We start from the raw sequence: 26,280 nt of genomic DNA, 5'->3' as shown, positions 1-26,280 counted from the left end.
TCTCACAGGTTGGCGTTGGAGACGGCGACCAGTCGCTTCAGCTTCTCCAGCGCCGCGCCGCTGTCGAGCGACTTCTGACCGAGTGCCACGCCTTCCTTCACGTCCTTGACCTTGCCGGCCACGATCAGGGCCGCGGCTGCATTGAGCAGCGCGACGTCACGGAAGGCGCTCGGCTTGCCATCGAGCACGGCCTGCAGTGAAGCGGCGTTCTCCTGGGCGTCGCCGCCCTTCAGGGAATCCGGACCGGTGCGCGGCAGGCCCGCGTCCTCGGGCGAAATCTCGAAGCTGCGGATATTGCCGTTCTCCAGCGCTGCCACAAAGGTCGGGCCGGTGAGGGTGATCTCATCGAGGCCGTCGGAGCCGTGCACCACCCAGGCGGATTCGGAGCCGAGATTCTTCAGCACCTGTGCCAGCGGCAGCACCCATTGCCGCGAGAACACGCCGACCATCTGCCGGGTGACTCCCGCCGGATTGGAAAGCGGTCCCAGCAGATTGAAAATCGTGCGGGTGGCAAGTTCGACGCGGGTCGGGCCGACATTCTTCATCGCGGGATGATGCGCCGGCGCAAACATGAAGCCGATGCCTGTCTCTCTAAGGCAGCGGCTGACGTCGTCGGGCGTGAGATCGATCCTGACGCCGAGGGCCGCTAGCACGTCCGCCGCGCCGGAGCGCGACGACAGCGCACGATTGCCATGCTTGGCCACCGGCACACCGCAGCCGGCGACGATGAACGAGGCGCAGGTCGAGACGTTCACGGAGCCGGAGCCGTCGCCGCCGGTGCCGACCACATCGACAGCGCCGGCCGGTGCGTCGACCCGCAGCATCTTGGCGCGCATCACCTCAACCGCGCCGGTGATCTCGTCCACGGTCTCGCCGCGCACGCGCAGCGCCATCAGCAGGCCGCCCATCTGCGAAGGCGTGGCTTCGCCCGACATCATGCTGTCGAAGGCGGCCGAGGCTTCCTCACGCGAGAGGGAGGCACCGGTCGCGACCTTGGCAATGATTGCCCTGAGATTGTCCATCGGATGCTTTCAGAGTGATGCACATCTCATTGCAGGCGACATCTGCGACGAAGCCATCCAGCCTTTGCTTGTTGCTTCTGGATGGCTTCGCTGCGCCCGCAATGACGACGTGGGTTTCCTAATTGGTGTTGCTGTTCGCGGCACCAGTGGCGATCGCAACGGCTTCCGCGTTGATCTTGGTGCCGATCTGCGTCTCGAGCCTGGTGACATATTGCGCGACCTGTTCGTCGGTCAGCCCGCGCTGCAGCGTCTCCTTGAGCTTCTTGGCATCTTCGGAGGCCATATCAACCGCAGGCGCGGTGACATCGGTGATCCGGTAGACGATCCATTCCGACGGCGTGGCACCCTGCGCCTGTCCGGCCGAATCCTTGACGCCGCGGAATACGGACTGGATCACGCCGGCCGACAGGGCAGGGTCGCTCGCGTCGCGCTTGAATGGCGCGGAGGTCACGACCTTGAGTCCGGCTGCCGCGGCTTCGTCGGCGAGCTTGGCGCCGCTTTCGAGCTTCTTCGCCATGTCGACAGCCTTGTCGCGCAGGCGGGTGGTGATCTGCTCTTCGCGCCAACGTGCCTCGACCTGGGCCTTCACTTCGTCGAGCGTGCGGTCGCGTGCGGGCGTGACGCCGAGCACGTCGTACCAGATGTAACCGCCGCCGGCCTGCAATGCGTCGTTGTCGACGCCGACATCGCTGTTGAAGGCCTGGGTCACGACGTCCACACCCGTGGGCAGGCCGGCAACGGGCTGGCCGTCGGGGGTGCGACCGGAGCGATCGACCGCCTCGATGGTGACGGCGGTGAGGCCGAGCTTCTTGGCGGTATCGACGACATTGGCGCCGCCACCGCGTTCGTCCTCGATCTTGTTATGCATGTCGGACACGACAGCACGGGCGCGCTCGATGGCAATATCGCGCTTCAGGTTGGCGGCAACGCTGTCATAGCTCGGCGTCGTGCCGGCCTGAACCTTGCCGACCTTGACCAGCGTCACGCCGAACCGTCCGGTGATCGGCTGGCTGATGCCATCCGGTGCCAGCGAGAAGGCAGCATTGGCGACGGAGGGATCGATAATGCCCGCTTTGGCAACCATGCCGAGATCTATGTCGGAGGCGGACAAGCCGCGTTCCCTGGCGAGGTCCTCGAACTTGAACGTATCGTTCAGTCTGGCGCGGCCGGCTTCAGCGTCCGCCGCGTTCGGGAAGACGATCTGCGAGATCTGGCGCTGCTCCGGCGTGGAGAGCTTGTCCTTGCGCTCTTCGAACACTTTCCTGGCGTCGTCATCCGACACCGTCGACCACTTGGCCATCTCGTCGGGCGTCAAAGCGAGGAAGGCAATTTTGCGATATTCGGGGGCGCGGAACTGGGTCTTGCGCTCGTCGAAATAGGCGGCGAGGGCTTCGGGAGAGGGCGCCTCAATGGTCCCGGCCTGCGCAGCATCGAGCTTCACGTAGTCGATGGTGCGGGTCTCGTTCTGGTAGCGGCTCAGCGCCTCGATCATCGTCTTCGGCGGTTCGACGCCTGACGTGACGGTGCCGGCGATCTGGCGGCGCAGAGAGACCTTGCGCTGTTCGGCGATGTAGCGCTGTTCGGTGAAGCCCAGCGAGCGGATCAGCTGCTGGAAGCGCGGCGCATCGAAGCCGCCGGTCGGGCTCTGGAAGTTCGGATCCGCAATGATCTGCCGCATCACCTCGGCGTCGCCGACACCGAGGCCCTTGCGACGCGCGTCCTCGTCGAGGGCGGCTTCGGCGACGACCTGCTGCAGAACCTGGCGGTCGAGCCCGAAAGCACGGGCCTGATCCGAGGTCAGCGGGCGGCCGAACTGGCGGCCAATCTGCTGCAGCTTGTCGTTATAGAGCTGGCGGAACTGCTCAGTCGTGATCTCGGTTGAGCCGATGGTGGCGAGCTTGGATTGCCCATAGCCCTTGAACGCGTCGGCGATGCCCCAGATGCCGAAGCTGACAATCAGCACGCCCATCACGACGGCCATAATCGTCTTGCCAATCCAGTTGGATGAGGCTTTGCGCATTCCTCGAAGCATAGGGTCTTCTTATCTGTCAGGAGGGGAATCGGCTCGCACCAGCAGCCCATGGGGCCGGAGGGCGTCGCCAAATAGGAGGCGCATCATAAAGTGGCAAAAGCCGGGTCGCAACCGGCTGGGGCGGGGCGGATTGAAGCGGTTTCCGGCGCTACCGCGAGGCATTAGCGGCCTATGGAACTTTCCGCCCCGCTGCCGCTTTGTTGAGCGGGCGTTCAGGCCTGCCGGGAGAGATCATGCGCATCGGTTGGCGATCGGGAGTTGCCGCCTGCGGTATCTGGATGGCGCTGACGCCGGCAGGCGCGCAGCCAAATCCGGCGATGCAGAATCCCACGGTGACGAAGTCGACGAATTCGCAGCCGAAAACAGAAACGCCGCCACTTCCCGGCGCCAATAGTTTCACCGAAGGTCAGGCTCGCAAGTCGTTGGAGTCACAAGGTTATGCCGACGTGTCGCCGCTCGTGAACGACAGCCAGGGGATCTGGCGCGGCACTGCGATGAGCGGATCCAAGAAGGTCCATGTCAGCGTCGACTACAAGGGCAACGTCTCGGCGAAGCCGGAATGACCGTGGGGATAGCGCGATGAGCAAGGTGACGATCTCCCGGCTGTTCGACGACTACGCCGACGCGCAGAAGGCCGTTATCAACCTTCGTGAAGCCGGTGTGCCCGAGGACGACATCAGCATCATCGCCAACAATGCCGACAAATGGTACGCGCCCGATTATGCCGCGGGCGCCGGCAAGGGCGCCGCGATCGGTGCCGGTTTTGGCGGGGTCGGCGGACTATTGGCTGGCCTCGGACTGCTGGCGATTCCCGGACTCGGACCGGTCGTGGCTGCCGGATGGCTGGCAGCGGCCGCAGCGGGCGCCGTGGCCGCGGGCGCCGCCGGTAGCGTGATCGGGATGCTGGCCGAAGCCGGCGTCGCCGTGAACGATGCCGAGGTCTATGCCGAGAGCATCCGCCGCGGAGGTAGCCTCGTCAGTGCCAAGGTGGAGGCGGCCGACAGGGACAGGCTGGAGGCGCTGCTGCATCCATCCTCGGTCGATATCGCCCAGCGCCGCAGCGACCTGGCCGCAACGGGCTGGAGCAAGTTCGATCCCTCGGCACCCGACCTTACTGCCGACGAGATCAAGCGCGAACGTGGGTTGCGCGGCACCACGTCGGCTTGAGCTGACGGATCGCCTCTGTTAGCTCAGATAACCTCTTCCAAATGACAGGATATCCTCATGACTGATGCCGTTCGGCCGCTGATCGCCGGCAACTGGAAAATGAACGGCCTCAAGGCGTCGATGACCGAGTTCGAAGCGATGCTGCGCGGCGCGCCGGATGTGCTGGACAAGGTCGACCTGCTGGTCTGTCCCCCGGTCACGCTGCTGGCGAGTTTCGCGTCGAAGGCATCGAGCTTCGGGCAGGAGGGCCGCCACGTCGTTTCAGTCGGGGCGCAGGATTGTCACAAGAACGTCTCAGGCGCGCATACCGGCGATATCGCGCCCGAAATGCTGGCTGATGCCGGCGCGACCGCTGTTATTGTTGGACATTCCGAACGTCGCGCCGATCACGGCGAGACCGATGCCGTGGTTCGCGAAAAGGCGCTGGCCGTCTGGCGCGCCGGGCTCACGGCGATCGTCTGCATAGGCGAGACCCAGGCCGAACGTGATGCCGGCAAGACGCTCGATGTCTGCGGCACCCAGCTCCAGGGCTCGCTGCCGGACGATGCCACCTCAGGCAACCTGATCGTGGCCTATGAACCGGTCTGGGCGATCGGCACCGGACTGACGCCGACAGTTCAAGATGTCGAGCAAGTTCATAAGTTTATCCGAGATCGTTTGACTGAACGCTTTAAGAACGAGGGTGCCTCGATCCGCATCCTCTATGGCGGTTCGGTCAAGCCATCCAACGCCAAGGAGTTGATGGCGGTTCCTCACGTGAACGGTGCACTGGTGGGCGGCGCTAGCCTGAAGGCGACCGATTTCCTTGCGATCGCGGCGGGCTGTCCCTAACTCCCGCGGAATGCTGGAATTTGCGGTCCAGACCGGTCGGCACGGGGGTGACAATCCCCCGGTCGATCGTGTAGACACCGCTGGATTCAAACCCCGCAAGACATGACTGCAGCCGGCGATCGGCGCTGCGTGCTTGCGATGGAAGGACACGATGCAAAGCGTCATTATCGTTATCCACCTCATGATCGTCGCGGCCCTGATCGGGACGGTGCTGCTGCAGAAGTCCGAAGGCGGCGGCCTGGGCGCTGGCGGCGGTGGAGGCGGCGGCTTCATGTCGAGCCGCGGCACGGCGAACTTGCTGACCCGCACCACCGGCGTTCTGGCGGTCGGCTTTTTCCTGACCAGCCTGTTCCTGTCCTGGCTCGCGACCTATGAGCGCAAGCCGACCTCGATCCTGCCAGGCAACACTGCGCCGGTCTCGCAGTCGGGCTCGCCGCTGGCTCCGCCGACCTCGGGCGGTCTCCTGGATACGCTGAAGAAATCCGACGAGCAGCAGGCTCCTGCAGCCCCGGCACCGCCACGCTCGCAATAAAGCAGAGGCGCCATGCAGGACTGGGACTACCGTCCTGCATCAGCAGATCCCATCAAGGGGTTGCAATCATTTCGTTTTTCAAGTCACCCACAGCCTCACTGATTCTCGGCGGGCGGCTGCGATTCGTTTTGGCGAATCGGTTTCGGAGCCTTAAAGGTTAAGTCCCATGGCGCGGTACATTTTCATCACCGGCGGCGTGGTTTCCTCGCTCGGTAAAGGTCTGGCTTCAGCGGCGTTAGGCGCGCTGTTGCAGGCCCGTGGCTACAAGGTCCGGCTTCGCAAGCTCGACCCCTATCTCAACCTCGATCCCGGAACGATGTCGCCGTATCAGCACGGCGAAGTGTTCGTGACCGATGACGGCGCCGAGACCGATCTCGATCTCGGCCATTATGAGCGTTTCACCGGACGGCCTGCCACCAAGCAGGACAACATCACCACCGGGCGAATCTATCAGGACATCCTCACCAAGGAACGTCGCGGCGATTATCTCGGCGCCACCATCCAGGTGATCCCGCACGTCACCAACGCCATCAAGGACTTCGTTCTGTCGGACAATGACGGCTACGACTTCGTGCTGGTCGAGATCGGCGGCACCGTCGGCGACATCGAAGGCCTGCCGTTCTTCGAAGCTATCCGCCAGTTGCGCAATGACCTGCCGCGCGGCGACACCGTGTTCGTGCACCTGACGCTGCTGCCTTACATTCCGAGCGCCGGCGAGTTGAAGACCAAGCCGACCCAGCACTCCGTCAAGGAGCTGCGCTCGATCGGTATCCAGCCGGACATCCTGCTGTGCCGCTGCGATCGAGATATTCCCAAGGAAGAGCGCCGTAAATTGGGGCTGTTCTGTAACGTCCGCGAAAGCGCCGTGATCGAGGCCCGCGACGTCGACAACATCTATGCGGTGCCCGAGGCCTATCACGTCGCCGGGCTCGACGACGAAGTCCTGGCCGCATTCGGCATGACGCCGAAGGCGCTGCCCGAGCTGAAGACCTGGAACACCATCAACGAGCGTATCCGCCATCCGGAAGGCGCGGTGACCATCGCGATTGTCGGCAAATATACCGGCATGAAGGACGCCTATAAGTCGCTGACCGAAGCGCTGTCCCATGGCGGCATCGCCAACAAGGTGAAGGTCAATCTCGACTGGATCGAAAGCGAAGTCTTCGAGAACGAAGATCCGGCGCCGTTCCTCGAACACGTCAACGGCATCCTCGTGCCCGGCGGCTTCGGCCAGCGCGGCGCCGAAGGCAAGATCCGCGCAGCGCAGTTCGCCAGGGAGCGCAACGTGCCGTATTTCGGCATCTGCTTCGGCATGCAGATGGCGGTGATCGAAGCCGCGCGAAACCTTGGCGGCATCAAGGACGCCAACTCCACGGAGTTCGGCGAGACCAAGGAGCCGGTCGTCGGCCTGATGACCGAATGGCTGCGCGGCAACGAACTCGAGAAGCGCCATAATGCCGGCGATCTCGGCGGCACCATGCGTCTCGGCGCCTATCCGGCGACGCTGACCAAGGGCAGTAAGGTCTCGGACGTCTATGGCGGCGCCACCGAAATCTCCGAGCGCCATCGCCATCGCTACGAGGTCAACACGGCCTATAAAGACCGTCTTGAAAAGCATGGGTTGAAGTTCTCCGGCCTGTCGCCGGACGGCGTGCTGCCCGAAATCGTCGAATACGAGAACCATCCGTGGTTCATCGGTGTGCAGTATCATCCCGAGCTGAAGTCGCGCCCGTTCGAACCGCACCCGCTGTTTGCGTCCTTCATCAAGGCCGCGGCGGCGCAGAGCCGGCTGGTGTGAGACTGGAGGAGCGGATTTGGCGAAGCTGTAATCCGCCGTCGGTGTGTGTGGGACGGAAGGATGGCGGATCACGCTTCATCAATCCGCCCTACGACCGAGTTGCCCATGTCGCTGCGCTCATAAGGGCTGCGCAGACTGCCGATTGATCGGCAGAAACCAATCATGCGAATGATCCCTGAGGCGTCGGTCTTCTGACCGGCCGAACGGACAGAGGGATGATCCATGCGCGCTTTCTATCACCCGGATCAGGCAATTCATTCGCCGCAGCAATTCATGCGTTACGGCCGCTTCGTGCCCATCAAGGATTCGCCGGTTCGCACCGAACGACTGATCGGCGCTTTGGCGCGGCACGAGATCACGCCTGAAAAGCCGGCGGAGTACGGCACTGCGCCCGCGCTGACGGTGCATACGCCGGCTTACGTACGCTTCTTGGAAACCGCGTGGGATAATTGGGCGCAACTGCCTGACCACGGACCGGAAGTGTGGCCGCAATATTTCCCGTATTGGAGCGGACGCCCGGAAGAGGCTGCACGGCGGGATTGCCCGGCAACCGGATTTATCGCTCAGGTGGGCTGGTATCTCGGCGATCTGTCGGTGCCGATGGGCCCCGAGAGCTGGCGTTCCATCCTGCGCTCGTCGGAAACAGCGGTCACTGGCGCAGACGCTATCGTCGGCGGGGACCGCGCTGCCTATGCGCTGTGCCGGCCGTCGGGCCATCACGCGCGCGCCGATCGCGGCACAGGCTTCTGCTACCTGAATAACAGCGCGATTGCCGCGCAGCGATTGCGTAGTCGCTTTGGAAAGGTGGCGATCATCGATGTCGATGTTCATCACGGCGATGGCACGCAGCAGATTTTCTATAATCGTCCAGATGTGCTGACGATCTCGATCCACGGCGACCCTACGAATTTCGTGCCGTTCTATACGGGCTATGCAAGCGAGACCGGCCATGGTGCCGGCGAGGGCTTCGATCTCAATCTACCCTTACCGCCCGGTGCCGGTGGTGCTGAGATGAATGCAGCGCTCGACACGGCGATCGAACGCGTTCGCGCATTTGGCGCCGATGCCCTTGTCGTGGCGCTCGGCTTTGATGCCCATCGCGATGATCCGATCGGCATCCTGAAGCTTGACGCAAAGGACTTCGGGAGCGTCGGCACCAAGATGCAATCGCTGGGTCTGCCGACGCTCATCGTTCAGGAGGGCGGATACGGCATCGATGCAATCCAGGACTGCCTCGATTCCTTCCTGACTGGCTTCAGGCAAGCGTAGTTCGGATGGGATCGCGTAGGGCGGATTACGCTTCACCCTACGGCTCAGCCACAGGTTTCAGCTCTCGAAGAATACAAACGCCGCCCAGACCGACGGGTCTTTGGCGGCCGTGATCTTGCCCTGGATCGCTTCGATGCGGACCTTCCGGAGGGCGCTGGCGTAATCGAGTTTCTCGTCGGCCAGCACCTGATAGAACCGCGCCATGAAGTTGGCGGTGCCTTCGTCTGCGACCTCCCACAATGTCAGCAGCGAACGCCGGGCGCCGGCGATGGCAAGGGCGGTGGGCAAGCCGCGCACGCTGCCAATCCGGCTGGGATCGCCTAGCGCCGTCTGGCAGGCGGACAGCACGACAAGGTTGGCCGACGACAAATCCCAGTTCATCAACTCGTGCGCATAAAGTACGCCGTCATTGTCGTCGCGCTGCGGCGGGCGGCTGAGATTGGGGCGCGAGGCAACGAGGCCGCTGCGCCAGAGCGCGTCGGTGCGGTTGGAGGCGGTCTTGTAGAAGCCGTGGGTGGCGAGATGGATCAGGGACGCGCCTTTGGCGTCGGCGCGGATCGTCGCTTCGCCGCTGTCGCTGCCCGAGAGGATGGTAACGACAAGGTTGCGCTTCTTCAGATCGGCGCTGACCGCATCAACTTCGGTCTTCGTCGAGGGTAGCTCATTGGCGGCGCCGGCATAGTCGAGCCCGCCGACTAACAGCGCCTTGTCGCCCGATGCAAGCCTGTTGTCGTTGTTCGCAAAGAACAGCGCGTCGGCGCGCGTCATGATCCGGGTGTCGTAAATCTCGTCGAGATAGCGGCCGCCCGCGTCCTGCAGCATCGCGAAGGGCAGGCTGTAGAGTTCGGCATCGGGGACAAGAAACAGTCGTTTCACGTCGGCGAGCTGCGGCTTCAGCGGTCCAAGTAGCGTGTCATGGAGGCGACGGAAGAGCCTTGCGTGATCCGGCGCCGTGGCATCGACTGCGAGGAAGCTGTCGAGCGGGCCGAGATCGACCAGTGCTGGCGCGGTGTCGTGGCGGCGGATCACGGCCTGCAACCGCATCTCCGGTTTTGGCGCGATCGGATTAACGCGGTTGCGGCGGCCGCTAACGAAGAAGTCGACCAGCGCGTCGTTGCGTTCGAGCTTGCTTTCTATTGAAGGGAGCTTGAGATCGATCGGCGCCTTGTCACCCATTTTCGACGCAAGCGCCTGCCGCGCGTCCTGTAACTGTCTGAGCACGTCGCGCGCGTCGTCATCGATCTTGCCTGATGACAGCAATTCCTGCTGCTGGCCGGACAGTCGCAGTACGGTCTGTGCCAGTGCCTTAGTGGCGTCGTCAGGCAGCCGGTCGGCCGTCAGGCGCAGCAGTGTGCGTTTGCCGTCTTCCATCGTCTTCCAGCGCGACACTGCGTCGGCATAGGCGATGGCCGCGGCTGGTTCGACTAATGCGAAGCGGCCGAACTCATACAGGATATCATCGGCCAGTTTGCGCATGGTCTCGGCGACGTAACGGTTGCCGGCAGTGCCGACCTCACGCAGCATCCAGCGGAACGCCTGCTGCTCGACGTCCTTGAAGGTTGCCAGCGTGTCCCTGTCGCCGCGCTTCATTCGAGTCATCGCGACACCGAGCAAGGCGTCGAACGTGATCGGATGCTGACGCGCAATGGTCGTCTGCGAACGGTGATAGGCATCGATCCGCAGCGCCAGCGCGCGGTCGGTGTCGCCACGCATCTCATACTGATCGGCGGCGAGTTGCGCCGCCTTGATGCGCAGGAGATCCGGTGCGCCGTTCCAGTCCTTGACCTTGGCCATGGCTTCCAGATCAGGGCGGCTCATCTCCTGGTCGGGATGGAAATAGGCTTTGGAATAGGCGATCCAGACATTGGCCTGCTGGACATGTTCAGAGCGGGGATCGGCGAGTTCGGTCGCGCAGCGCTTTTGCAAGTCGAGCGTGCGTAGTGTTTCGGCTTCGTTGCCCATGGCCAGATGGTTGAGCGCGAGATTGCTGGCGCTCACCAGCGCCTGGATGCTGCCATAACCGTAATGCGCGATGCGCTTGCGGAGCAGCGGCTCGTCGATCGCGGCGGCGACATCGGGATGCCCGACCATGCGCAGCGCTTCGGCATAGTTATTCTCGGTGCGCCAGGTCAGCGGTTCGCGGTCGCCGAGTGCCTTTCGCGCGTTGAGGTAAGTCTCTTCGGACAGGTTGAGGCCGGATGCGACCGCGCCGTTATTGGTCAGTAGCGTCGCGAGGATGTCGCCCCCGGCAATGTCCTGCGCTGAGTTCGGGCCGTATTCCGCGCGCATGCGCTTGCGAGCTTCGGTCGCCACGGGGATGCCGAGATCGTATTGATTGCTGCGTTCGAGGAAGCGCGCATATTCGAACCAGAATGTAACCGCATCGCGGCCGCCGTCGCGCGCGGCACGGGTCTTGGCCGCTTCGGCAAAAAGATCCGACGCGGTCGCGTTGTCGCGCCGCCGCTCGAACGAACTGGCGGCATTGAGATAGGCCGTGATTGTGAGGCTGTGATAGTTGCTCTGCGTGACCTCGCGGAGCGCATTTTTCAGCCGGTCGCGGCCGCTGCCGTCGTTGCCTGTGCGCAGCGCGTTGAACGCATCCTGGATCTTTGCCGTGAGTTCACGCTCGCTGGGTGCGCGGCTGTTCTGGGCTTGGGCGACGGGGGTGAAAGCCGGCAACAGGATGAGGCCACTGGCGATGGCGATAGCAAGCCGAGCGGCAACGCCGGCGGCCCATTGCGCCCGGGATGACAAAGACATCTCCGGCAGATCTTACTTGCAGCCCGACGTGCTGTCGCCGGCTCGGGCCATCGGCTTGCCGTTGATGAACACGCCAGTGCTGCCCGAGATGGTCTTGCCGCCACATTCGGTGCTGCCGCCGACGACGGCTGCAGGCTTGCCGTTGATGTAGACGCCCTTCGCCCCCTCGATGATCTTGCCGTCGGTGGTGGTGTCACCGACACGTGCCGCCGGCTTGCCATCGACCATCACGCCGGTGGCGCCCGACGTGATCTTGCCGGGCTGTTGAGCGGCGGCAGACACGGTCAGTGCCATCAGGGCGATTAGCGACAAAAGGGGCTTTTGCATCGTGGATCCAAGTCGGTTGCGTCACAGGCGGCATGATGTAAGCCTGACGTTGCGCAGGCAAGGGACGATGCCGCAACAAGCCATGCGTTAGAGTCTTTAAAGGCTGACAAAAAGGGAAGGAACCAAAGCCGATGATCTATGAATTACGCGTCTATCGCTGTTTGCCGGGACGTTTGCCGGCGCTGATCAAGCGATTTGAATCTATCACATTGAAGCTCTGGGAGAAGCACGGCATCCGGCAGTCCGGTTTCTTCACCACGGTGATCGGCGAATCCAATCAGGAACTGACCTACATCCTCAAATGGGAATCGCTCGCCGAGCGCGAGAAGGTGTGGACCGCCTTCATGTCCGACCCGGAATGGATGTCGGCGCGCGCCAAGTCCGAAGAGGACGGCCAGATCGTCGGCAATATCGTCAGCCAGCTGCTGGCGCCGACGGCCTTCTCGGCGCTGAAGTAAGCCTGGTCCCGGGGGCAGGCCGGTTCGCCCGGTGCTGAGGCCGCCGTGGTCGGGTTGGAGGCGGCTTCCGCCGCAACCCTGATATTCCGACCGGCGGGATGGGCCTGATCCGGCTTGCATCCCGCCCGGTCCTGCGGTCATGGTCGCCAGAATAAGGAGACCATTTTGACCGCATCCTCCACAGCCGCACCCGTTGTCGCACTCGGCACCGTCCGCTTCGGCAATGCTCTGCCGATTTCGGTGATCGCCGGGCCATGCCAGCTGGAAAGCCGCGCGCATGCGCTCGAAGTGGCCCATGCGCTGAAGGAGATCGCGAACCGGCTCAAGATCGGTCTCGTCTTCAAGACCTCGTTCGACAAGGCCAACCGCACCAGCGCCTCCGCGGCGCGCGGCATCGGCCTCGACGATGCGCTGCCCATCTTTGCCGAGATCCGCGAGACGCTCGGTTTGCCGGTACTGACAGACGTACACGAGAACGATCAATGTGCCCGTGCCGCCGAGGCGGTGGACGTGCTGCAGATCCCGGCCTTCCTGTGCCGGCAGACCGATCTGCTCCTGGCCGCGGCCGCGACCGGCAAGGTGGTCAATGTGAAGAAGGGCCAGTTTCTCGCGCCCTGGGACATGGCCAATGTCGTCAGCAAGCTGACCTCGACGGGCAATGACAAGGTGCTGGTCACCGAGCGCGGCGCGTCGTTCGGTTACAATACGCTGGTGTCCGACATGCGGGCGCTGCCGATCCTGGCGCGGACCACCGGCGCGCCGGTGATCTTCGACGCCACCCATTCGGTGCAGCAGCCGGGCGGCAAGGGCACGTCGTCGGGTGGCGAGCGCGAATTCGTGCCGGTGCTGGCGCGTGCGGCTGTTGCGGTCGGTGTGGCCGGTGTCTTTATCGAGACCCATCCCGATCCGGACAACGCGCCGTCCGACGGACCGAACATGGTGCCGTTGCGTGACTTCGAAGCGCTGGTGAAGAACCTGATGGCGTTCGATGCGCTGGCCAAAGAGACGGCGGCGAAAGCGTAACATGCAATCCCGGTTCGCGGCGCTGGCAGCGTACTGATGCCTCCGGTCCTCAACATCATCGCACTGGCGTCCTTCGCCGCCGCGCTGTCCATGCGCGCGCTGGACCCGGTGCTGCCGCATGTCGCCGACGATTTGTCCATCACGGTGGCAATTGCCGCCGGTCTGGCATCCGCACTGGCCTTTACCTTCGCCATTGTGCAGCCGGCGCTCGGTGCTGCCGCCGACCTGTTCGGCAAGCCGCGCCTGATGATCGTCTGTCTGGTTCTGCTCGGCATCGCCAATATTCTCGGCGCGATCACCACCGACTATCCGCTGCTGCTGGCGACGCGCGTGCTGGCCGGCATCGGGGCAGGCGGGGTGTTTCCGGTGACGCTCAGCCTGACCAGCGATCTGGTCGGGCCGAAGCTGCGTCAGGTCGCGCTGAGCCGCGTGATGGCCGGCGCCATGACCGGCAATCTGCTAGGCTCGACGGCGTCCGGCGTGATCGGTGATTTCTTCGGCTGGCGCGGCGTGCTGGTCATCCTCGGCGGTCTTGCGATCGTCGCTTCCGTCGCTGTGGCGTACGGCTTCAAGGGCGCTGCGATCATCAAGCCGACTGTGAAAGCCGACTTCGGCAAGCTTGCCCAAGGCTACAAGGTCATTTTCCGCAACCCGAACACGCTGATCGTCTACAGCGCGGTGTTCATCGAAGGCTGCTGCATCCTCGGCCTGTTTCCCTATATCTCGTCATTCCTGTTCGACCGCGGCGTCACAAGCCTCTCGATCGCCGGCCTCGTGATCGCCTGCTTTGCCGTCGGCGGCCTGTTCTACACGGCGACCGTGTCGCGCATGCTGGCGCGGCTCGGCATCAACGGCATGATGATCTATGGCGGCATCGTGATCGCGATCCAGCTCGCCGCCACTGCCTTCAGCCCCAATTGGCAGATCCAGGCGCTGAGCCTGCTGCTGATGGGCTGGGGCTTCTACATGCTGCACGGCTCGTTGCAGATATTCTCCACTGAGCTGTCACAGGAAGCCCGCGCCAGCGCCATGTCGCTGCACGCCTTCTGCTTCTTCATGGGCCAGTCCGTCGGCCCGATCGCCTATGGCTTCGGCCTCGCCCATGCCGGCAAGATGCCGACACTGTTGACGTCAGCCGCCATTGTCTTCGCGCTTGGATTTGCGGCCGCGAAGCTGCTTAAGCCGACAAAACCGGCCGATGCGAAAGCTTAGCCCCGCCTGCGATACGGCGCGACGCTTTATTTGCTTCAGGCACTGAGCCATTTGATACGGAGCAGGCCTTGTGTGCTGCGCGGCCGGTAGAAATGCTGCAGTGATCTTTCAAAGATAGCCGAGAACGCGGAGTTTGTAGCATCTCGTTACCTCTTTCGAGGATGCTGCGCGCTATGGGGGCGTATCAATTAAAAGACGTGTATATAAGAAAAACAATCTAAGATAATTTAGTGATTTCCAAAGCAGGAGGGTCAGAATGGTGGTGATGGGGCCGACTGGTGGAGGAAGACGTGCGCGTGTAGATAATGCCGCACAAGCCTTAGCGGAAGACAGTGCTTACCTAGAGATCGTCGATCTCGATGCCGAAGAACATCGGCTTTCAGCTGAGTTTGCCGAGCATTTCGTTTTCACAACGATCGACTACGATACGCTGTCGTTGAGCACGCCAATTTTGACCGCGCGTCGAGCGATCCGCTTCGAGGACGTTTGTGAGGAATACTCTACGCTGTGGGCCGAGATGGCCATTCGCAAAGAGCGATTGGGATCGGCGGCCGCTATCGCGCGCCGGATCGTGGCGAATAAGGAGCGTTACCGTCAGGTTGAGGACCTCAGCCGAGTTCCTTGGTATGTGGTCGCTGTCATTCATAGCCTCGAGGCAAGCCTCAATTTTCGCGGACACCTGCACAACGGTGACCCGCTTGATGCGCGCACTGTTCACGTCCCCGCTGGACGACCGAGAAATGGCTCGCCGCCGTTTGATTGGGTGGATAGCGCAGTCGATGCTTTGAACTATGACGGGATCACAGGCAACGCGGACTGGTCCATCGAGCGCATTGCCTATCTTCTGGAGAGCTTCAATGGTTGGGGCTATCGAAGTCATCATCCGGAAGTCAAATCGCCATACCTGTGGAGTTTCAGCAATCAGTACTCACGCGGAAAGTATGTAGCCGACGGAAAGTGGTCTGCCGACGCTGTTAGCGGGCAGTGTGGTGCGATGGTCATTCTCCGTGTTCTCGTTGATACCGGAGAAATTCGTTTGCAGCACGGTGTAGTGGAGCGCCCGGCTACCGCGCGGGAAGGCGGGACAGATTTCGAAACCCTGAACGCCGATGCATCGGGTGTGCTGCGCGAAGAATCGCGCAGTCTTGTTGCTAGCTTTACGGAGATAGTATCAGATGCGGTGCGCATACCGCAATTGATACGACAAGGAAGTACGGCAGAGGGGCTGAAGGCCGCAAGGTTAGAGGCCGCGAGGAATCTGAGAGAGTATCCTCACAACGGCTGTGCCGCGCATTTGAGTGCATTGCTTCGTCAGTCCGGAATCGATATCGCGATGACACTGGGCGCCGGGAGTCTGGCACGCAAGCTTGCGCAACGCGGTTGGTCGAAAATCTCAGTTGGAAATCAAAGAGCCGGCGATGTTGGCGTTACCTTCGACCTCGATCCGACGCCTCCCGGAGCAGATCATATTTATCTGGTCGTCGGGACGCGCGGCGACGATGAGATGCAGATTGCCGACAATCAGAGAATGTCAGACTCGCCGCATGAAAGATATGCGAGCGGTCGTGGCGGAAAAACACCAACGGAGTATTTCTTGAGGGCAGAGTGATTGCGAAGAGGTGCGACCGCGACGCACTGCATGACGCGAGGCCGAGTGGAGAACGGCCGGTGGGCTTGGGATGCATCCGGCTGTAGGCTACCATTGATCGTGCAGGCAGCTCGATCGCAACAGCCCGTCGCTGGATTGGGGTGAGCTGAAACGCCCGCCCCGCTCATCCCCGCCCGCGATACGGAGCGACGCCTTGCTCGGGGACCCAGACGCCCTTGGGCAGCGTTCCGGTCTGCCAGAACACGTCGATGGGGATGCCGCCGCGCGGATACCAGTAGCCGCCGATACGCAGCCATTTCGGCTTGATGGCGGAGGCGACGCGCTTGCCGATCTCCACGGTGCAATCCTCATGGAAGGCGCCGTGATTGCGGAATGAGGCCAGGTACAACTTGAGCGACTTCGACTCGACCAGCCATTGGCCGGGCACATAGTCGATCATCAGATGGGCGAAATCCGGCTGGCCGGTGATCGGGCACAGCGAGGTGAATTCCGGCGCCGTGAAGCGCACCACGTAATTGGTGTCCTTCTGCGGGTTCGGCACCCGGTCGAGTTTGGCCTGCTCCGGGGAGGTCGGCCATTCCACGGCGCGGCCGAGCTGCAAGTCGTCAGGCAATTTCGGGGATTTGCGGGGTGTTTTTGACATAAATATCTCCGTTATGGCGGTTCATAGCCAATCCCGGGCCAGTCGTCACGTCAGGCGGGGTTTTCCCGCCGGGAGGCTTGCTGTAGAAGCGGCGCCAACGACCCACCCCCAGCACAAAGAGGGCATTCATGACCGCCATCGTCGACATCATCGGCCGCGAAATTCTCGATAGCCGCGGCAATCCCACGGTTGAAGTCGACGTCGTCCTCGAAGACGGGTCGATGGGCCGCGCCGCGGTTCCGTCGGGTGCCTCCACCGGCGCCCATGAGGCGGTCGAGCTGCGCGACGGCGACAAGTCCCGCTATCTCGGCAAGGGCGTGCAGAAAGCGGTCGATGCCGTCAATGGCGAGATCTTCGACGCCATCGGCGGCATGGACGTGGAGAACCAGGTCCAGCTCGACGAGATCATGATCGAGCTCGACGGCACCCCGAACAAGTCGCGCCTCGGCGCCAATGCGATCCTCGGCGTCTCGCTGGCCGCCGCCAAAGCGGCTGCGGAATCCTTCGATATGCCGCTGTATCGCTATGTCGGCGGGACCTCGGCCCGCACGCTGCCGGTGCCGATGATGAACATCATCAATGGCGGCATGCATGCCGACAATCCGATCGACTTCCAGGAATTCATGATCATGCCGGTGGGCGCGTCGACCTTCGCCGAAGGCCTGCGCTGCGGCGCCGAGATCTTCCACACGCTGAAGGGCGAGCTGAAGAAGGCCGGCCACAACACCAATGTCGGTGACGAAGGCGGCTTCGCACCCAATATCGGTTCGGCCGAAGCGGCGCTGGACTTTGTGATGGCCGCCATCACCAAGGCTGGCTACAGCGCCGGCAAGGACGTGATGCTGGCGATGGATTGCGCCGCCACCGAATTCTTCAAGGACGGCGCTTACGTCTATGGCGGCGAGAACAAGACCCGCAACATCTCCGAGCAGGCCAAGTATCTCGCCCAGCTCGTCGCCAACTATCCGATCGTCTCCATCGAGGACGGCATGTCGGAAGACGATATGGACGGCTGGAAGCAGCTCACCGACCTGATCGGTTCGAAGTGCCAGCTGGTCGGCGATGATCTGTTCGTCACCAATGTCACGCGTCTTGCCGACGGCATCAAGAATGGCCGCGCCAATTCGATCCTGATCAAGGTCAACCAGATCGGCTCGCTGACCGAAACGTTGAGCGCCGTCGAGATGGCCTACAAGGCTGGCTATACCGCGGTGATGTCGCACCGTTCGGGTGAGACTGAAGATTCCACGATTGCCGATCTCGCCGTCGCCACCAATTGCGGACAGATCAAGACCGGCTCGCTGGCACGCGCGGATCGTACCGCCAAATACAACCAGTTGCTGCGCATCGAGCAGCAGCTCGGCACCCAGGCTAAATATGCCGGCAAGGCCGCACTGAAAGCTCTCGCGTAAAGCGCAAGCGCGGCTTTCGGCCGAGCAAGAAACTACGCGATCAACGCCGTTCGCTGAAATAGCGGGCGGCGTTTTTCATTGAAGGACCCTGACCGTGTAAGCCTACAACGAGGTTCAATTTGTAGACGTCATCATGATACCCCATTGCGGTCGCGAAGGTATCACGTTGTGGGTTCAGCCTTCTCCAGGCAATGCCGACGGAGAGCGCGAATGCCCAACATCTTTAAGGTCCAAGGTTTCGGTGCACTGTCGGAGTGGAACGGAGAGTTCTCCAGTGCGTCAGCCGATCAGGCGTTTCAGGCCATGGCGTCACTGGGATCGAATTCGATCGCGCTGACGACGCGGATATGGACCGACAGCCGTACGGGCAATGACGTGCTCGCCGTGCCGGCCAAGACCGAAAGCGACGCAAGCCTGCTGGCCGGTTTTCAGAAGGCCCATGCCGCCGGGCTGGATGTTGTCTTCAAGCCGGGCATTACAGGTCTCGACGGCACGATCTCGCACAGTCTGGCGCCGTCGGACGTCGATGCCTTCTTCGCGTCCTACAAGGCCGAGATCGTTCACCTGGCTGAAATTGCAGAGCAGGGCGATGTCGCCAGTTTCGCCATCGGCAATGAGATGAGCAGCCTTTCGGGCGATGCCTATCGCAGCTACTGGGTTGATATCATCTCGGCCGTGCGCGGCGTCTATCATGGCGAAGTCACTTACGCGGCGGCAACCGACGAAGCATCCAAGGTCAGCTTCTGGGACCAGGTCGATACGATCGGCATCAACGCCTATCCACCCTTGACGGCCAGCACGACGCCGACGGTGGACGATCTCGTGCACGCGTGGAACGAGGTGCCGTACAATCCGTATTACGCCAAGGCCTTCGGCTATCAGTCGCCCGTCGATTTCTTTCATTCGCTGTCGATGGATTACGGCAAGCCGGTGCTGATGACTGAGGTCGGTTATCGCAGCATCGACGGTACGGCTATCAATCCGGGCGGTGGATCATCCAAGGCGCCTGCGGATCTCGCCGAACAGGCCGATGCCTATAATGCCTTCTTTCAAGTCTGGAGCGCGCATGGCGGCAGCTGGCTGAAAGGCGCCGAGTTCTGGCAGTGGGACCTCAACAACTTCTATTCCGAGACCGGCTATTCGGTCATGGACAAGCCGGCGCAGGATGTGGTGGCGCAATATTTCCATGGGACAGGGGTAACGCCGGGTATCACCGTCACGGGCTCGTCGATCGGCGATACCATCGATCTCGGAGGCGGCAACGACGTCATCTTCGGTGGGCTCGGACACGACGAGATCTATGGCGGCGCCGGGAATGACACGATTGTCGCCGGGCCCGATACTGCGGGAAAGCTCGCAACAACCACCATCAGCCTGACGGGCTATGGTTCGGTGGTGAACGGCATCGGCGCGCAGGCGCAGGTTCTGGTCAATGGCCAGCCGGTTTCGGGCGTGCTTGAATTCACGCCCGCGAGCGATCCGTCGGGCTACCAGACCTACACGATCACTTTCGACAATCCCGCCAGCATCTCCAGTGTCGCGATCAATCTCGCAAATTCCGAGCCCGGGCGCGCGCTGCATTTCAAGGACATTGCCATCAATGGCGTCGATCTGGTGCCGGCCGACGGCACCAATGCCAGTTCACCCGGCTCGTTCGATCTCTATGTCCGCAGCATCCAATTCGACACGACCAAGCATCAGGATTGGTTCTTCGGTGCCTCAAGCGACAACGATGTCGTCCGCGGTGGAGATGGCGATGACTACATTGCTGGCGGGATCGGCAACGACATCATCAATGGCGGCAACGGCACCGACACCGCGGTATTCTCCGGCAATGTGGCCGACTACAGCATCAGCCGCAGTGGCGCTCAGACGATCGTCACCGACGGAATCGCCGGTCGCGACGGCACCGACTATCTCACCAATACGGAGTTTCTGAAATTCGCGAATGCCAGTATTGCCGTCGATACGCTCGGACAAGCACTCGCGAGCAGCACTGGCAGTGAGAACTTTGCTTTCAGTCAGACGTCCGGCCACACGACGTCCGGGCATACGGAAGCGCAGAATATTGCGCAGGGCGAGGGCGCTGCGGAAGTCGCTCTTGCTCAGGTCCTGACGGCGTCCAGCCATCCCGTCGCGGCCGCGCCGGCACCGGACGACGCTCTCGGCACACACGATGCCGCGCTCGTGCCGGCGACGCCTCCATCGCATCATGATGTGCTGATCGTCTGAGGATTCCGGACGGCCAAAACAATTCAGCCGAGGTGACGATCACCTCGGCTGAATTCGTTTCGATATTTGCCGCGTATTATTGCGGAGCAGCCGAGACCTGCGCAGGCTTCGGCGCCGCCGGCTTGCGGCGAATACCGCCGCCGGTCACGGCCATGACACGGGCAATGGCCTGACGCTGCAGGCTGTCGTCCTTGTCGATCGAGAAGTGGTTGGTGGTGGCGTTCTCGTTGACGTTGGCAAGCTTGCCCTTGAAGCGGGGATCCGCAGACACCGCGCGCCCCCAGCCGGCAGGTACGTAATAGTTCACGATCTGCTTCACATTGTTGGGGACGGCATCGGGCGCCACCGGATCGAAGTTCACGATCAGCGCCACCGGGATGTTGTACTGCGCGAGCTTGCGGGCAATCGAGATGGTCACGTCGGCACCGGCCGAATGGCCCATCAGGATGATCGGTTCGCGGTTACCGGCCTTGTACCGGGCAATCATGTCGTCTGCCTGGCCGCTCCACAGCGTGTGATTGCTGACCGAGGAGGCGACGCCGGCGGCTTCGAGCTTGTAGGCGATCTGATCCATGCCGAGCGAGAACACGTTCATGAGGCCACGATAGAGATAGACATGGCCGGGGCGACGGCCGGGCGCCGCATCGGCATCCCCGGAACTCGCGAGTGAGGCCACAAAGAGCGACGACAGAATCAGCAAAACGGCCGCTGGAGAGGTCCACGACGGCCGTTTGAAGCCCTTGAGAGCAATCGACATAGTGCTTTCTTTCTTCGAAAAAACCCGCGACATGTTCAGACATAAGACCCTGCCGTCAATCACAGTCCTGCCTCGATTCCCGGAATTGTGATGAAGGGGGTTGCGAAAGAGCGGCTGTGTGACCTGAGGGCGACAAAATCCTGCCTGACGCTTCCGTTTTGAGCACGGGCAGGTTTGTCGGCGCAGGCGAATTTGCTATGCACCGGATCAGAACGGTGCGTGATGCACTCGGGAGCGAACGGACGATGATCGCGCGGCGACATGTCTTTCACATTGGCGGCTACGACCCGATTCTGCCGGACACGCAGCTCGAGCGGTTCCGCCGTTCGCTGTCGAGTTTCGAGAAGACGTGGAGCGTGTCTGCGAAAGCCTCTGGCGTGCTTGACGCTACGGAAGTGAGCGCCTCCTGGCGGGCCGAGACCTCCGGGCCGAACTGGAAGACGGAAACCACCTACGAGATGCTGCGCTGGGATGACCTGATCCTGCAGGATCACACCCGAAGCATGCTGTCGCGATTGGGCGCCGCCTTTGTTACGCTGGGCGACTGGCTGGTGACGGGAACCCTGTTCCGCTTCTTCTTCGCGAGCTGGAAATATGCCGGCTTCTTCCTGTTCTCCTATCTGTGGATCGCGGGCTTTGCTGCATCTGGCGCAGCGGTGGGCTATGGGCTGACCTGGCTGCTTGGCATGAATGCCGCCGCCGCATGGATCGCTGGCGCAATTGTTGCTGCTGCCGTCTTCACGGCGCTGTTGCACCATTACGGCTGGCGCAAGCCGATCAATCATGTGTTCGACGACTGGATCTTCTCGCGGCAATATGTCCATGGCCAGCGGCCAAAGATGACGGCGCGCGTCGATGAATTCGCCAGGGTAATCGCGGCGCGCGCGCAGAAGGCCGATGTCGACGAGATCGTCATCGTCGGGCATTGCCTTGGTGCGGCATTGGTGATGGAGGTGGTGGCCCGCGCACTCGCGCTCGACCCGGATCTGACAAAACATGGCCCGACCATCTGCGTGATGACGGTGAGCGCGACCATCCCGAAATTCTCGCTGCATCCCGCCGGCAAGAGCGTACGCGCAGCAACGCGTCTCGTCGCCGACACGCCGGCGATCCGCTGGACCGAATATCACGCCCGCGACGACGTCATCAGTTTCTACCGCTTCGATCCGGTGACCTTGAAACGCCGCAGTCGCGATCGCGACGAGGGCAGGCCGAACATCCGGCGCGTCCAGATGCATGCCATGATGGGCATGGAACAGTTCAAGCGCTATCGCTTCAACTTCATGCGCATTCACTATCAGATGGTGATGGGCAACCAGTGCCGCGCGCCCTACGACTATTGCATGGTGATCTGCGGTCCTCTGCCGTTTGACGAGATCACCGCGGGCGAAGGCGGCCTCAAACGCTTCGGTGCGGATGGCGCGCTGCTAGACATGCCACTGTCCAAGATCACATCTTCTCAATCGCAAGCCGGGGCATCCGTGAATGCCGCATGATGGCCTGATCGGACGACAATGACCGCGTCACTTCTTGGAACATATGTCTGGGCGATCGGTCTGATCGCCTGGTTCATCATTCGCTACCCCTATGCGCGCAAAGCCCGTCGCACGGCGACGCTGCGTGCGGTCGGCTGGAGCCGTGAACGCATCCTGCTGGCGATCGCCACCATCGGCCTATTCGTGGTGCCGCTGATCTGGCTGGTGACCGGCTGGCCGGCCGCGCTGAACTATCAGCTGAATTATGCGGCGGTCGTGGTTGGCGCTGCACTCTATGTGCTGTCGCTCTGGCTGTTTCGCCGGTCGCACAAGGATCTCGGCCGGCAGTGGTCGGCCAGCCTGGAAATCCGCGAGGCTCACCAGATCGTGCGTGCCGGCGTCTATCGCAGCATCCGCCATCCGATGTATGCCTCGTTCTGGTTGTGGGCATTGGCGCAGGCATTCCTGCTGCCGAATGCTATGGCCGCGCTGGGCGGGCTGGTCGCGATCGCGATCCTGTTCTTCACCCGCATCGACTATGAAGAGCGGATGCTGATCGAGGCATTCGGCGACGACTACCGGGCCTATATGCGTGAAACCAAGCGCATCATTCCGGGCATCTACTGACGCGGCACCAGACCGCCGGACAGATTGAGGGGAAACGACCATGACTGACATCACATCCGGACTTGAACTGCGCTCGCTCATCAAAAGCAGCGGAGAACTGGAAATCTCGCTGCAGCAGGTGGCGATCCCGGCGCCGGGTCCCGGCGAGGTCGTCGTGCGCATCGAGGCTGCGCCGATCAACCCGTCGGATCTCGGTCTCCTGCTCGGCGCGGCCGATCCGGCGAGTGCGAAAATTTCAGGCTCTGGCGCGTCCTCGGTGGTTACCGCGACCGTCCCGCAGGCCAACATGAAGGCGATGGGCGGCCGTCTCGACGAGTCGATGGCGGTCGGCAATGAAGGCGCCGGCACGGTGGTGAAGGCCGGATCGTCCGAGGCCGCGCAGGCGCTGCTCGGCAAGACCGTCGCGCTGATCGGCGGCGCGATGTATGCGCAGTATCGCGTCATCAAGGCCAAGGAATGCCTGCCGCTGCCCGAGGGCACGACGGCCACCGAGGGCGCATCCTGCTTCGTCAATCCGCTGACCTCGCTCGGCATGGTCGAGACCATGAAGCGGGAAGGGCACACGGCGCTGGTGCATACGGCCGCCGCGTCCAATCTCGGCCAGATGCTCAACAAGATCTGCCAGAAGGACGGCATCGATCTCGTCAACATCGTTCGCAGCGACGAGCAGGAGAAACTGCTGCGCGGAATCGGCGCGAAATATGTCTGCAACTCGACGTCGCCGACCTTCATAGAAGACCTGACGGCCGCATTGATTGCCACCAATGCCACGCTGGCCTTCGACGCGACCGGCGGCGGCAAGCTGCAGGGCCAGATACTGCAGGCGATGGAAGTCGCCGCCGTCAAGGCGATGAAGGTCTATAGCCGTTATGGCTCGACGACCCACAAACAGGTCTACGTCTATGGCCGGCTGGATCTGCGCCCGATCGAATTCGTCCCCGCCGGGATGGCCTGGGGCATGGGCGGCTGGCTGCTGTTTCCGTTCCTGCAGAAGATCGGCGCCGCCGATGCCGCCAGGCTCCGCGCCCGCGTGGTCGCCGAACTCAAGACTACCTTCGCCAGCCACTACACCAAGGTGATTTCGCTCGAAGGCGTGTTGCAGCTCGACAATCTCCGGGTCTATGCGAAGCGCGCCACCGGCGAGAAGTATCTGATCAATCCGAACATGCCGGGATGACACTTGCCGATCAGTCTGCCGGCGTGGTCACGGATGGCGCACGGCTTTTGCTGCGCCATCCGCCGTATCTGTATTACATGGTGTCGCGCAGCTTCTCGCGCTTCGCGTCGCAGATTGCCGCTGTCGCGGTCGGTTGGCAGATCTATGATCTGACCGGCAGCGCGTTCCAGCTCGGCATGGTCGGCCTCGCGCAATTCGTGCCGATGCTGGCGCTGGTCTTCGTCGCCGGCCATATCGCCGACCGCTACGACCGCCGCCGCGTGGTGCAGATCTGCCAGACGCTGCAGGGGCTGACAGCGATCCTGCTCGCCTGGGGCACCTATGCCGGTTGGATTACGGTGCCGCAGATTTTCGTGGCGCTGGTGGTGATCGGCGCGGCGACGGCCTTCGAGGCGCCGGCCGGCTCGGCGCTGCTGCCCGGCGTCGTACCGGAAGGTCGCCTGCAAAAAGCGACGGCGCTTTCCACCGGCGTGTTTCAGGTGGCGATGATTTGCGGCCCCGCGCTCGGCGGCATCGCGTACGCGCTGTCGCCGTCGACGCCCTATGTGCTGATGGCGGCATTTTGGCTGATCGGCGGCGCGCTCAACAGCGCCATCAAACTGGCGCGCGAGGTGGCGGTGAAGGATCCGCCGTCGCTGCGGACTTTGTTTGCCGGCGTCGGCTTCGTGCGCAGCAATCCGGCGATCCTTGGCACCATCTCTCTCGATCTGTTTGCGGTGCTGCTCGGCGGCGCCACTGCGCTTCTCCCGATCTATGCGCGTGATATCTTGCAGACCGGTCCGTGGGGCCTCGGCCTCATGCGCGCGGCGCCGGCAGTCGGCGCGCTGCTGACGACCATCGTGCTGACGCGCTGGTCGATCAATCGCCGGGTCGGCATGCGGATGTTCCAGGCCGTCATCATCTTCGGCCTCGCGACAGCGGTGTTCGCGGTGTCGCAATGGCTGTGGTTGTCGGTCGCCGCGCTCGCGGTACTCGGCGCGGCCGATACGGTCAGCGTGGTGATCCGTTTCTCGCTGGTGCAGCTCGCAACCCCGGACGACATGCGTGGCCGGGTCGGCGCGGTGAACTACCTATTCATCAATACCTCGAACCAGCTCGGCCAGTTCGAGAGCGGCGTCACCGCGGCGCTGTTCGGCACTGTGCCTGCCGCGCTGATTGGCGGCCTCGGTACTGTTGCCATCGCGCTGCTCTGGATGCGGCTGTTTCCGACGCTGCGCAATGTCGAACGGCTGGAGTAGGGGCGTCAGCGATCCGCGAAAGCCAGCTTGGCACCGAGCGCGGCAAATGCGCCGGCAAAAGTGCGTCGCATCCAGGTCAGCACCCGTGGCCGTGTGATGACGTGGTTGCGGATCGACGCAGCGAACAGGCCGTAGAGCGCAAACACCACGAAAGTCATCAGCATGAATACCGCGCTCAGCAGCAGCATCTGCGACAGCGGATGCGCTTCGTCAGCACTGATGAACTGGGGCAGGAAGGCGAGGAAGAAGATCGACAGTTTCGGATTGAGGATGTTGATCAAGATCGCTGTGGTCGTGACCTGCAGCGCGGACTGCGCGCTGTCGTCAGTCTCGACCTTCAGCGTGCCATGCTCCTGCAGCGTTTTCCAGGCCATATAGAGCAGGTAGGCGACGCCGACATATTTGAACACCTGAAACGCCACGGCGCTGGTGTGCAGCAGTGCTGCGAGACCAAGGATCGCGGCGGCCATATGCGGAACGATGCCGAGCGTGCAACCGAACGCGGCGACGACGCTGCTGCGGCCTCCGCGCGAAAATCCGGTTGCCAGTGTGTAAAGGGCGCCAGTGCCCGGCGACGCCACCACGATCAGCGAGGTGATGAGAAATTCGATGGTCACGATGATGGCTCCGGCTTGCAAACTTGGATCGTCAGAATGTCGCTTGCGATCCTGTCAGGCAA

The 26,280-nt window shown here is 62.5% G+C and carries 24 protein-coding genes; 16 read left to right on the top strand and 8 right to left on the bottom strand.

Annotation, left to right across the window (positions count from 1 at the left end):
- Positions 1-2 precede the first annotated feature (2 nt).
- Entirely contained in the window at positions 3-1,022 is a 1,020-nt protein-coding gene (trpD, locus tag AB7951_RS14870) for an anthranilate phosphoribosyltransferase (protein ID WP_120289973.1), read from the bottom strand.
- A gap of 118 nt (positions 1,023-1,140) precedes the next feature.
- Positions 1,141-3,054, bottom strand: a complete 1,914-nt coding sequence (locus AB7951_RS14865) for a peptidylprolyl isomerase (RefSeq protein WP_120289971.1) — start codon at positions 3,052-3,054, stop codon at positions 1,141-1,143.
- A gap of 233 nt (positions 3,055-3,287) precedes the next feature.
- On the opposite strand from AB7951_RS14865, the gene AB7951_RS14860 reads away from it, so the two are divergent.
- From AB7951_RS14860 to AB7951_RS14840, 5 genes are all read left to right on the top strand, one after another.
- Positions 3,288-3,617, top strand: coding sequence for a hypothetical protein (locus AB7951_RS14860; RefSeq protein ID WP_120289969.1), 330 nt, complete (start codon positions 3,288-3,290; stop codon positions 3,615-3,617).
- Positions 3,618-3,633: 16 nt separating this feature from the next.
- Positions 3,634-4,221, top strand: coding sequence for a general stress protein (locus AB7951_RS14855; RefSeq protein ID WP_120289967.1), 588 nt, complete (start codon positions 3,634-3,636; stop codon positions 4,219-4,221).
- A gap of 57 nt (positions 4,222-4,278) precedes the next feature.
- The gene (gene tpiA, locus AB7951_RS14850) at positions 4,279-5,052 is read left to right on the top strand and encodes a triose-phosphate isomerase (RefSeq protein ID WP_120289965.1); all 774 of its coding nucleotides are present in this window, start codon (positions 4,279-4,281) and stop codon (positions 5,050-5,052) included.
- A 151-nt stretch (positions 5,053-5,203) separates the two neighbouring features.
- On the top strand, positions 5,204-5,584 hold the full coding sequence (secG, locus tag AB7951_RS14845; protein ID WP_441255874.1) for a preprotein translocase subunit SecG: 381 nt from the start codon (positions 5,204-5,206) through the stop codon (positions 5,582-5,584).
- Positions 5,585-5,750: 166 nt separating this feature from the next.
- Positions 5,751-7,382, top strand: a complete 1,632-nt coding sequence (locus AB7951_RS14840; RefSeq protein WP_068730833.1) for a CTP synthase — start codon at positions 5,751-5,753, stop codon at positions 7,380-7,382.
- Positions 7,383-7,450: 68 nt separating this feature from the next.
- Here the strand turns inward: AB7951_RS14840 and AB7951_RS14835 are convergent, their stop codons facing one another.
- The gene (locus AB7951_RS14835) at positions 7,451-7,606 is read right to left on the bottom strand and encodes a hypothetical protein (protein ID WP_158596801.1); all 156 of its coding nucleotides are present in this window, start codon (positions 7,604-7,606) and stop codon (positions 7,451-7,453) included.
- On the opposite strand from AB7951_RS14835, the gene AB7951_RS14830 reads away from it, so the two are divergent.
- On the top strand, positions 7,605-8,651 hold the full coding sequence (locus tag AB7951_RS14830; RefSeq protein ID WP_120289961.1) for a histone deacetylase family protein: 1,047 nt from the start codon (positions 7,605-7,607) through the stop codon (positions 8,649-8,651). The genes AB7951_RS14835 and AB7951_RS14830 overlap by 2 nt on opposite strands.
- A 57-nt stretch (positions 8,652-8,708) precedes the next feature.
- Here the strand turns inward: AB7951_RS14830 and AB7951_RS14825 are convergent, their stop codons facing one another.
- Together AB7951_RS14825 and AB7951_RS14820 are read right to left on the bottom strand one after the other, a co-directional pair.
- On the bottom strand, positions 8,709-11,411 hold the full coding sequence (locus AB7951_RS14825) for a CHAT domain-containing protein (protein WP_120289959.1): 2,703 nt from the start codon (positions 11,409-11,411) through the stop codon (positions 8,709-8,711).
- A 12-nt stretch (positions 11,412-11,423) separates the two neighbouring features.
- Positions 11,424-11,738, bottom strand: a complete 315-nt coding sequence (locus tag AB7951_RS14820) for a PAAR domain-containing protein (protein WP_120289956.1) — start codon at positions 11,736-11,738, stop codon at positions 11,424-11,426.
- 131 nt (positions 11,739-11,869) lie between these two features.
- On the opposite strand from AB7951_RS14820, the gene AB7951_RS14815 reads away from it, so the two are divergent.
- The 4 genes from AB7951_RS14815 to AB7951_RS14800 all read left to right on the top strand — a co-directional run bounded on the left by AB7951_RS14815 (position 11,870) and on the right by AB7951_RS14800 (position 16,040).
- The gene (locus AB7951_RS14815; RefSeq protein WP_120289954.1) at positions 11,870-12,196 is read left to right on the top strand and encodes an NIPSNAP family protein; all 327 of its coding nucleotides are present in this window, start codon (positions 11,870-11,872) and stop codon (positions 12,194-12,196) included.
- Positions 12,197-12,361: 165 nt separating this feature from the next.
- Positions 12,362-13,219: a 3-deoxy-8-phosphooctulonate synthase gene (gene kdsA / locus AB7951_RS14810; protein ID WP_120289952.1), complete on the top strand. Its 858-nt coding sequence runs from the start codon at positions 12,362-12,364 to the stop codon at positions 13,217-13,219.
- A gap of 36 nt (positions 13,220-13,255) precedes the next feature.
- A complete protein-coding gene (locus AB7951_RS14805; RefSeq protein ID WP_120289950.1) occupies positions 13,256-14,431 on the top strand; it encodes an MFS transporter in 1,176 nt (391 codons plus the stop codon).
- 256 nt (positions 14,432-14,687) lie between these two features.
- Positions 14,688-16,040, top strand: a complete 1,353-nt coding sequence (locus AB7951_RS14800; RefSeq protein WP_120289948.1) for a hypothetical protein — start codon at positions 14,688-14,690, stop codon at positions 16,038-16,040.
- A gap of 163 nt (positions 16,041-16,203) precedes the next feature.
- On the opposite strand, the gene queF is transcribed toward AB7951_RS14800, so the two are convergent.
- Complete coding sequence (gene queF / locus AB7951_RS14795) at positions 16,204-16,683, bottom strand: preQ(1) synthase (RefSeq protein ID WP_089264508.1); 480 nt, start codon at positions 16,681-16,683, stop codon at positions 16,204-16,206.
- A 128-nt stretch (positions 16,684-16,811) separates the two neighbouring features.
- Here queF and eno point away from each other — a divergent pair, with 128 nt between their 5' ends.
- The gene (eno, locus tag AB7951_RS14790; RefSeq protein WP_120289946.1) at positions 16,812-18,095 is read left to right on the top strand and encodes a phosphopyruvate hydratase; all 1,284 of its coding nucleotides are present in this window, start codon (positions 16,812-16,814) and stop codon (positions 18,093-18,095) included.
- Positions 18,096-18,305: 210 nt separating this feature from the next.
- On the top strand, positions 18,306-20,327 hold the full coding sequence (locus AB7951_RS14785; protein WP_120289944.1) for a glycoside hydrolase family 113: 2,022 nt from the start codon (positions 18,306-18,308) through the stop codon (positions 20,325-20,327).
- A gap of 76 nt (positions 20,328-20,403) precedes the next feature.
- On the opposite strand, the gene AB7951_RS14780 is transcribed toward AB7951_RS14785, so the two are convergent.
- Positions 20,404-21,084: a hypothetical protein gene (locus AB7951_RS14780; protein WP_089264505.1), complete on the bottom strand. Its 681-nt coding sequence runs from the start codon at positions 21,082-21,084 to the stop codon at positions 20,404-20,406.
- 215 nt (positions 21,085-21,299) lie between these two features.
- Between AB7951_RS14780 and AB7951_RS14775 the strand changes: the two genes are divergently transcribed.
- The 4 genes from AB7951_RS14775 to AB7951_RS14760 are packed head-to-tail and all read left to right on the top strand — an operon-like array spanning position 21,300 to position 25,601.
- Positions 21,300-22,580 (top strand): hypothetical protein, encoded by a 1,281-nt coding sequence (locus tag AB7951_RS14775; protein ID WP_231080784.1) that lies wholly within the window; start codon positions 21,300-21,302, stop codon positions 22,578-22,580.
- 18 nt (positions 22,581-22,598) lie between these two features.
- Positions 22,599-23,186 (top strand): protein-S-isoprenylcysteine O-methyltransferase, encoded by a 588-nt coding sequence (locus AB7951_RS14770; protein ID WP_089264504.1) that lies wholly within the window; start codon positions 22,599-22,601, stop codon positions 23,184-23,186.
- Positions 23,187-23,226: 40 nt separating this feature from the next.
- Entirely contained in the window at positions 23,227-24,363 is a 1,137-nt protein-coding gene (locus AB7951_RS14765; RefSeq protein ID WP_120289942.1) for a zinc-binding dehydrogenase, read from the top strand.
- The gene (locus tag AB7951_RS14760; RefSeq protein ID WP_120289940.1) at positions 24,360-25,601 is read left to right on the top strand and encodes an MFS transporter; all 1,242 of its coding nucleotides are present in this window, start codon (positions 24,360-24,362) and stop codon (positions 25,599-25,601) included. The genes AB7951_RS14765 and AB7951_RS14760 overlap by 4 nt, the downstream gene beginning before the upstream one ends.
- 5 nt (positions 25,602-25,606) lie before the next feature.
- On the opposite strand, the gene AB7951_RS14755 is transcribed toward AB7951_RS14760, so the two are convergent.
- Entirely contained in the window at positions 25,607-26,218 is a 612-nt protein-coding gene (locus AB7951_RS14755) for a LysE family translocator (RefSeq protein ID WP_199712066.1), read from the bottom strand.
- Positions 26,219-26,280 lie beyond the last annotated feature (62 nt).

The organism is Tardiphaga sp. 285_C5_N1_2 (assembly GCF_052076065.1).
Lineage (GTDB): Bacteria > Pseudomonadota > Alphaproteobacteria > Rhizobiales > Xanthobacteraceae > Tardiphaga > Tardiphaga robiniae.
Note: the sequence above shows the minus strand (reverse complement) of the source record. Positions and strands in the feature narration are given on the sequence as shown.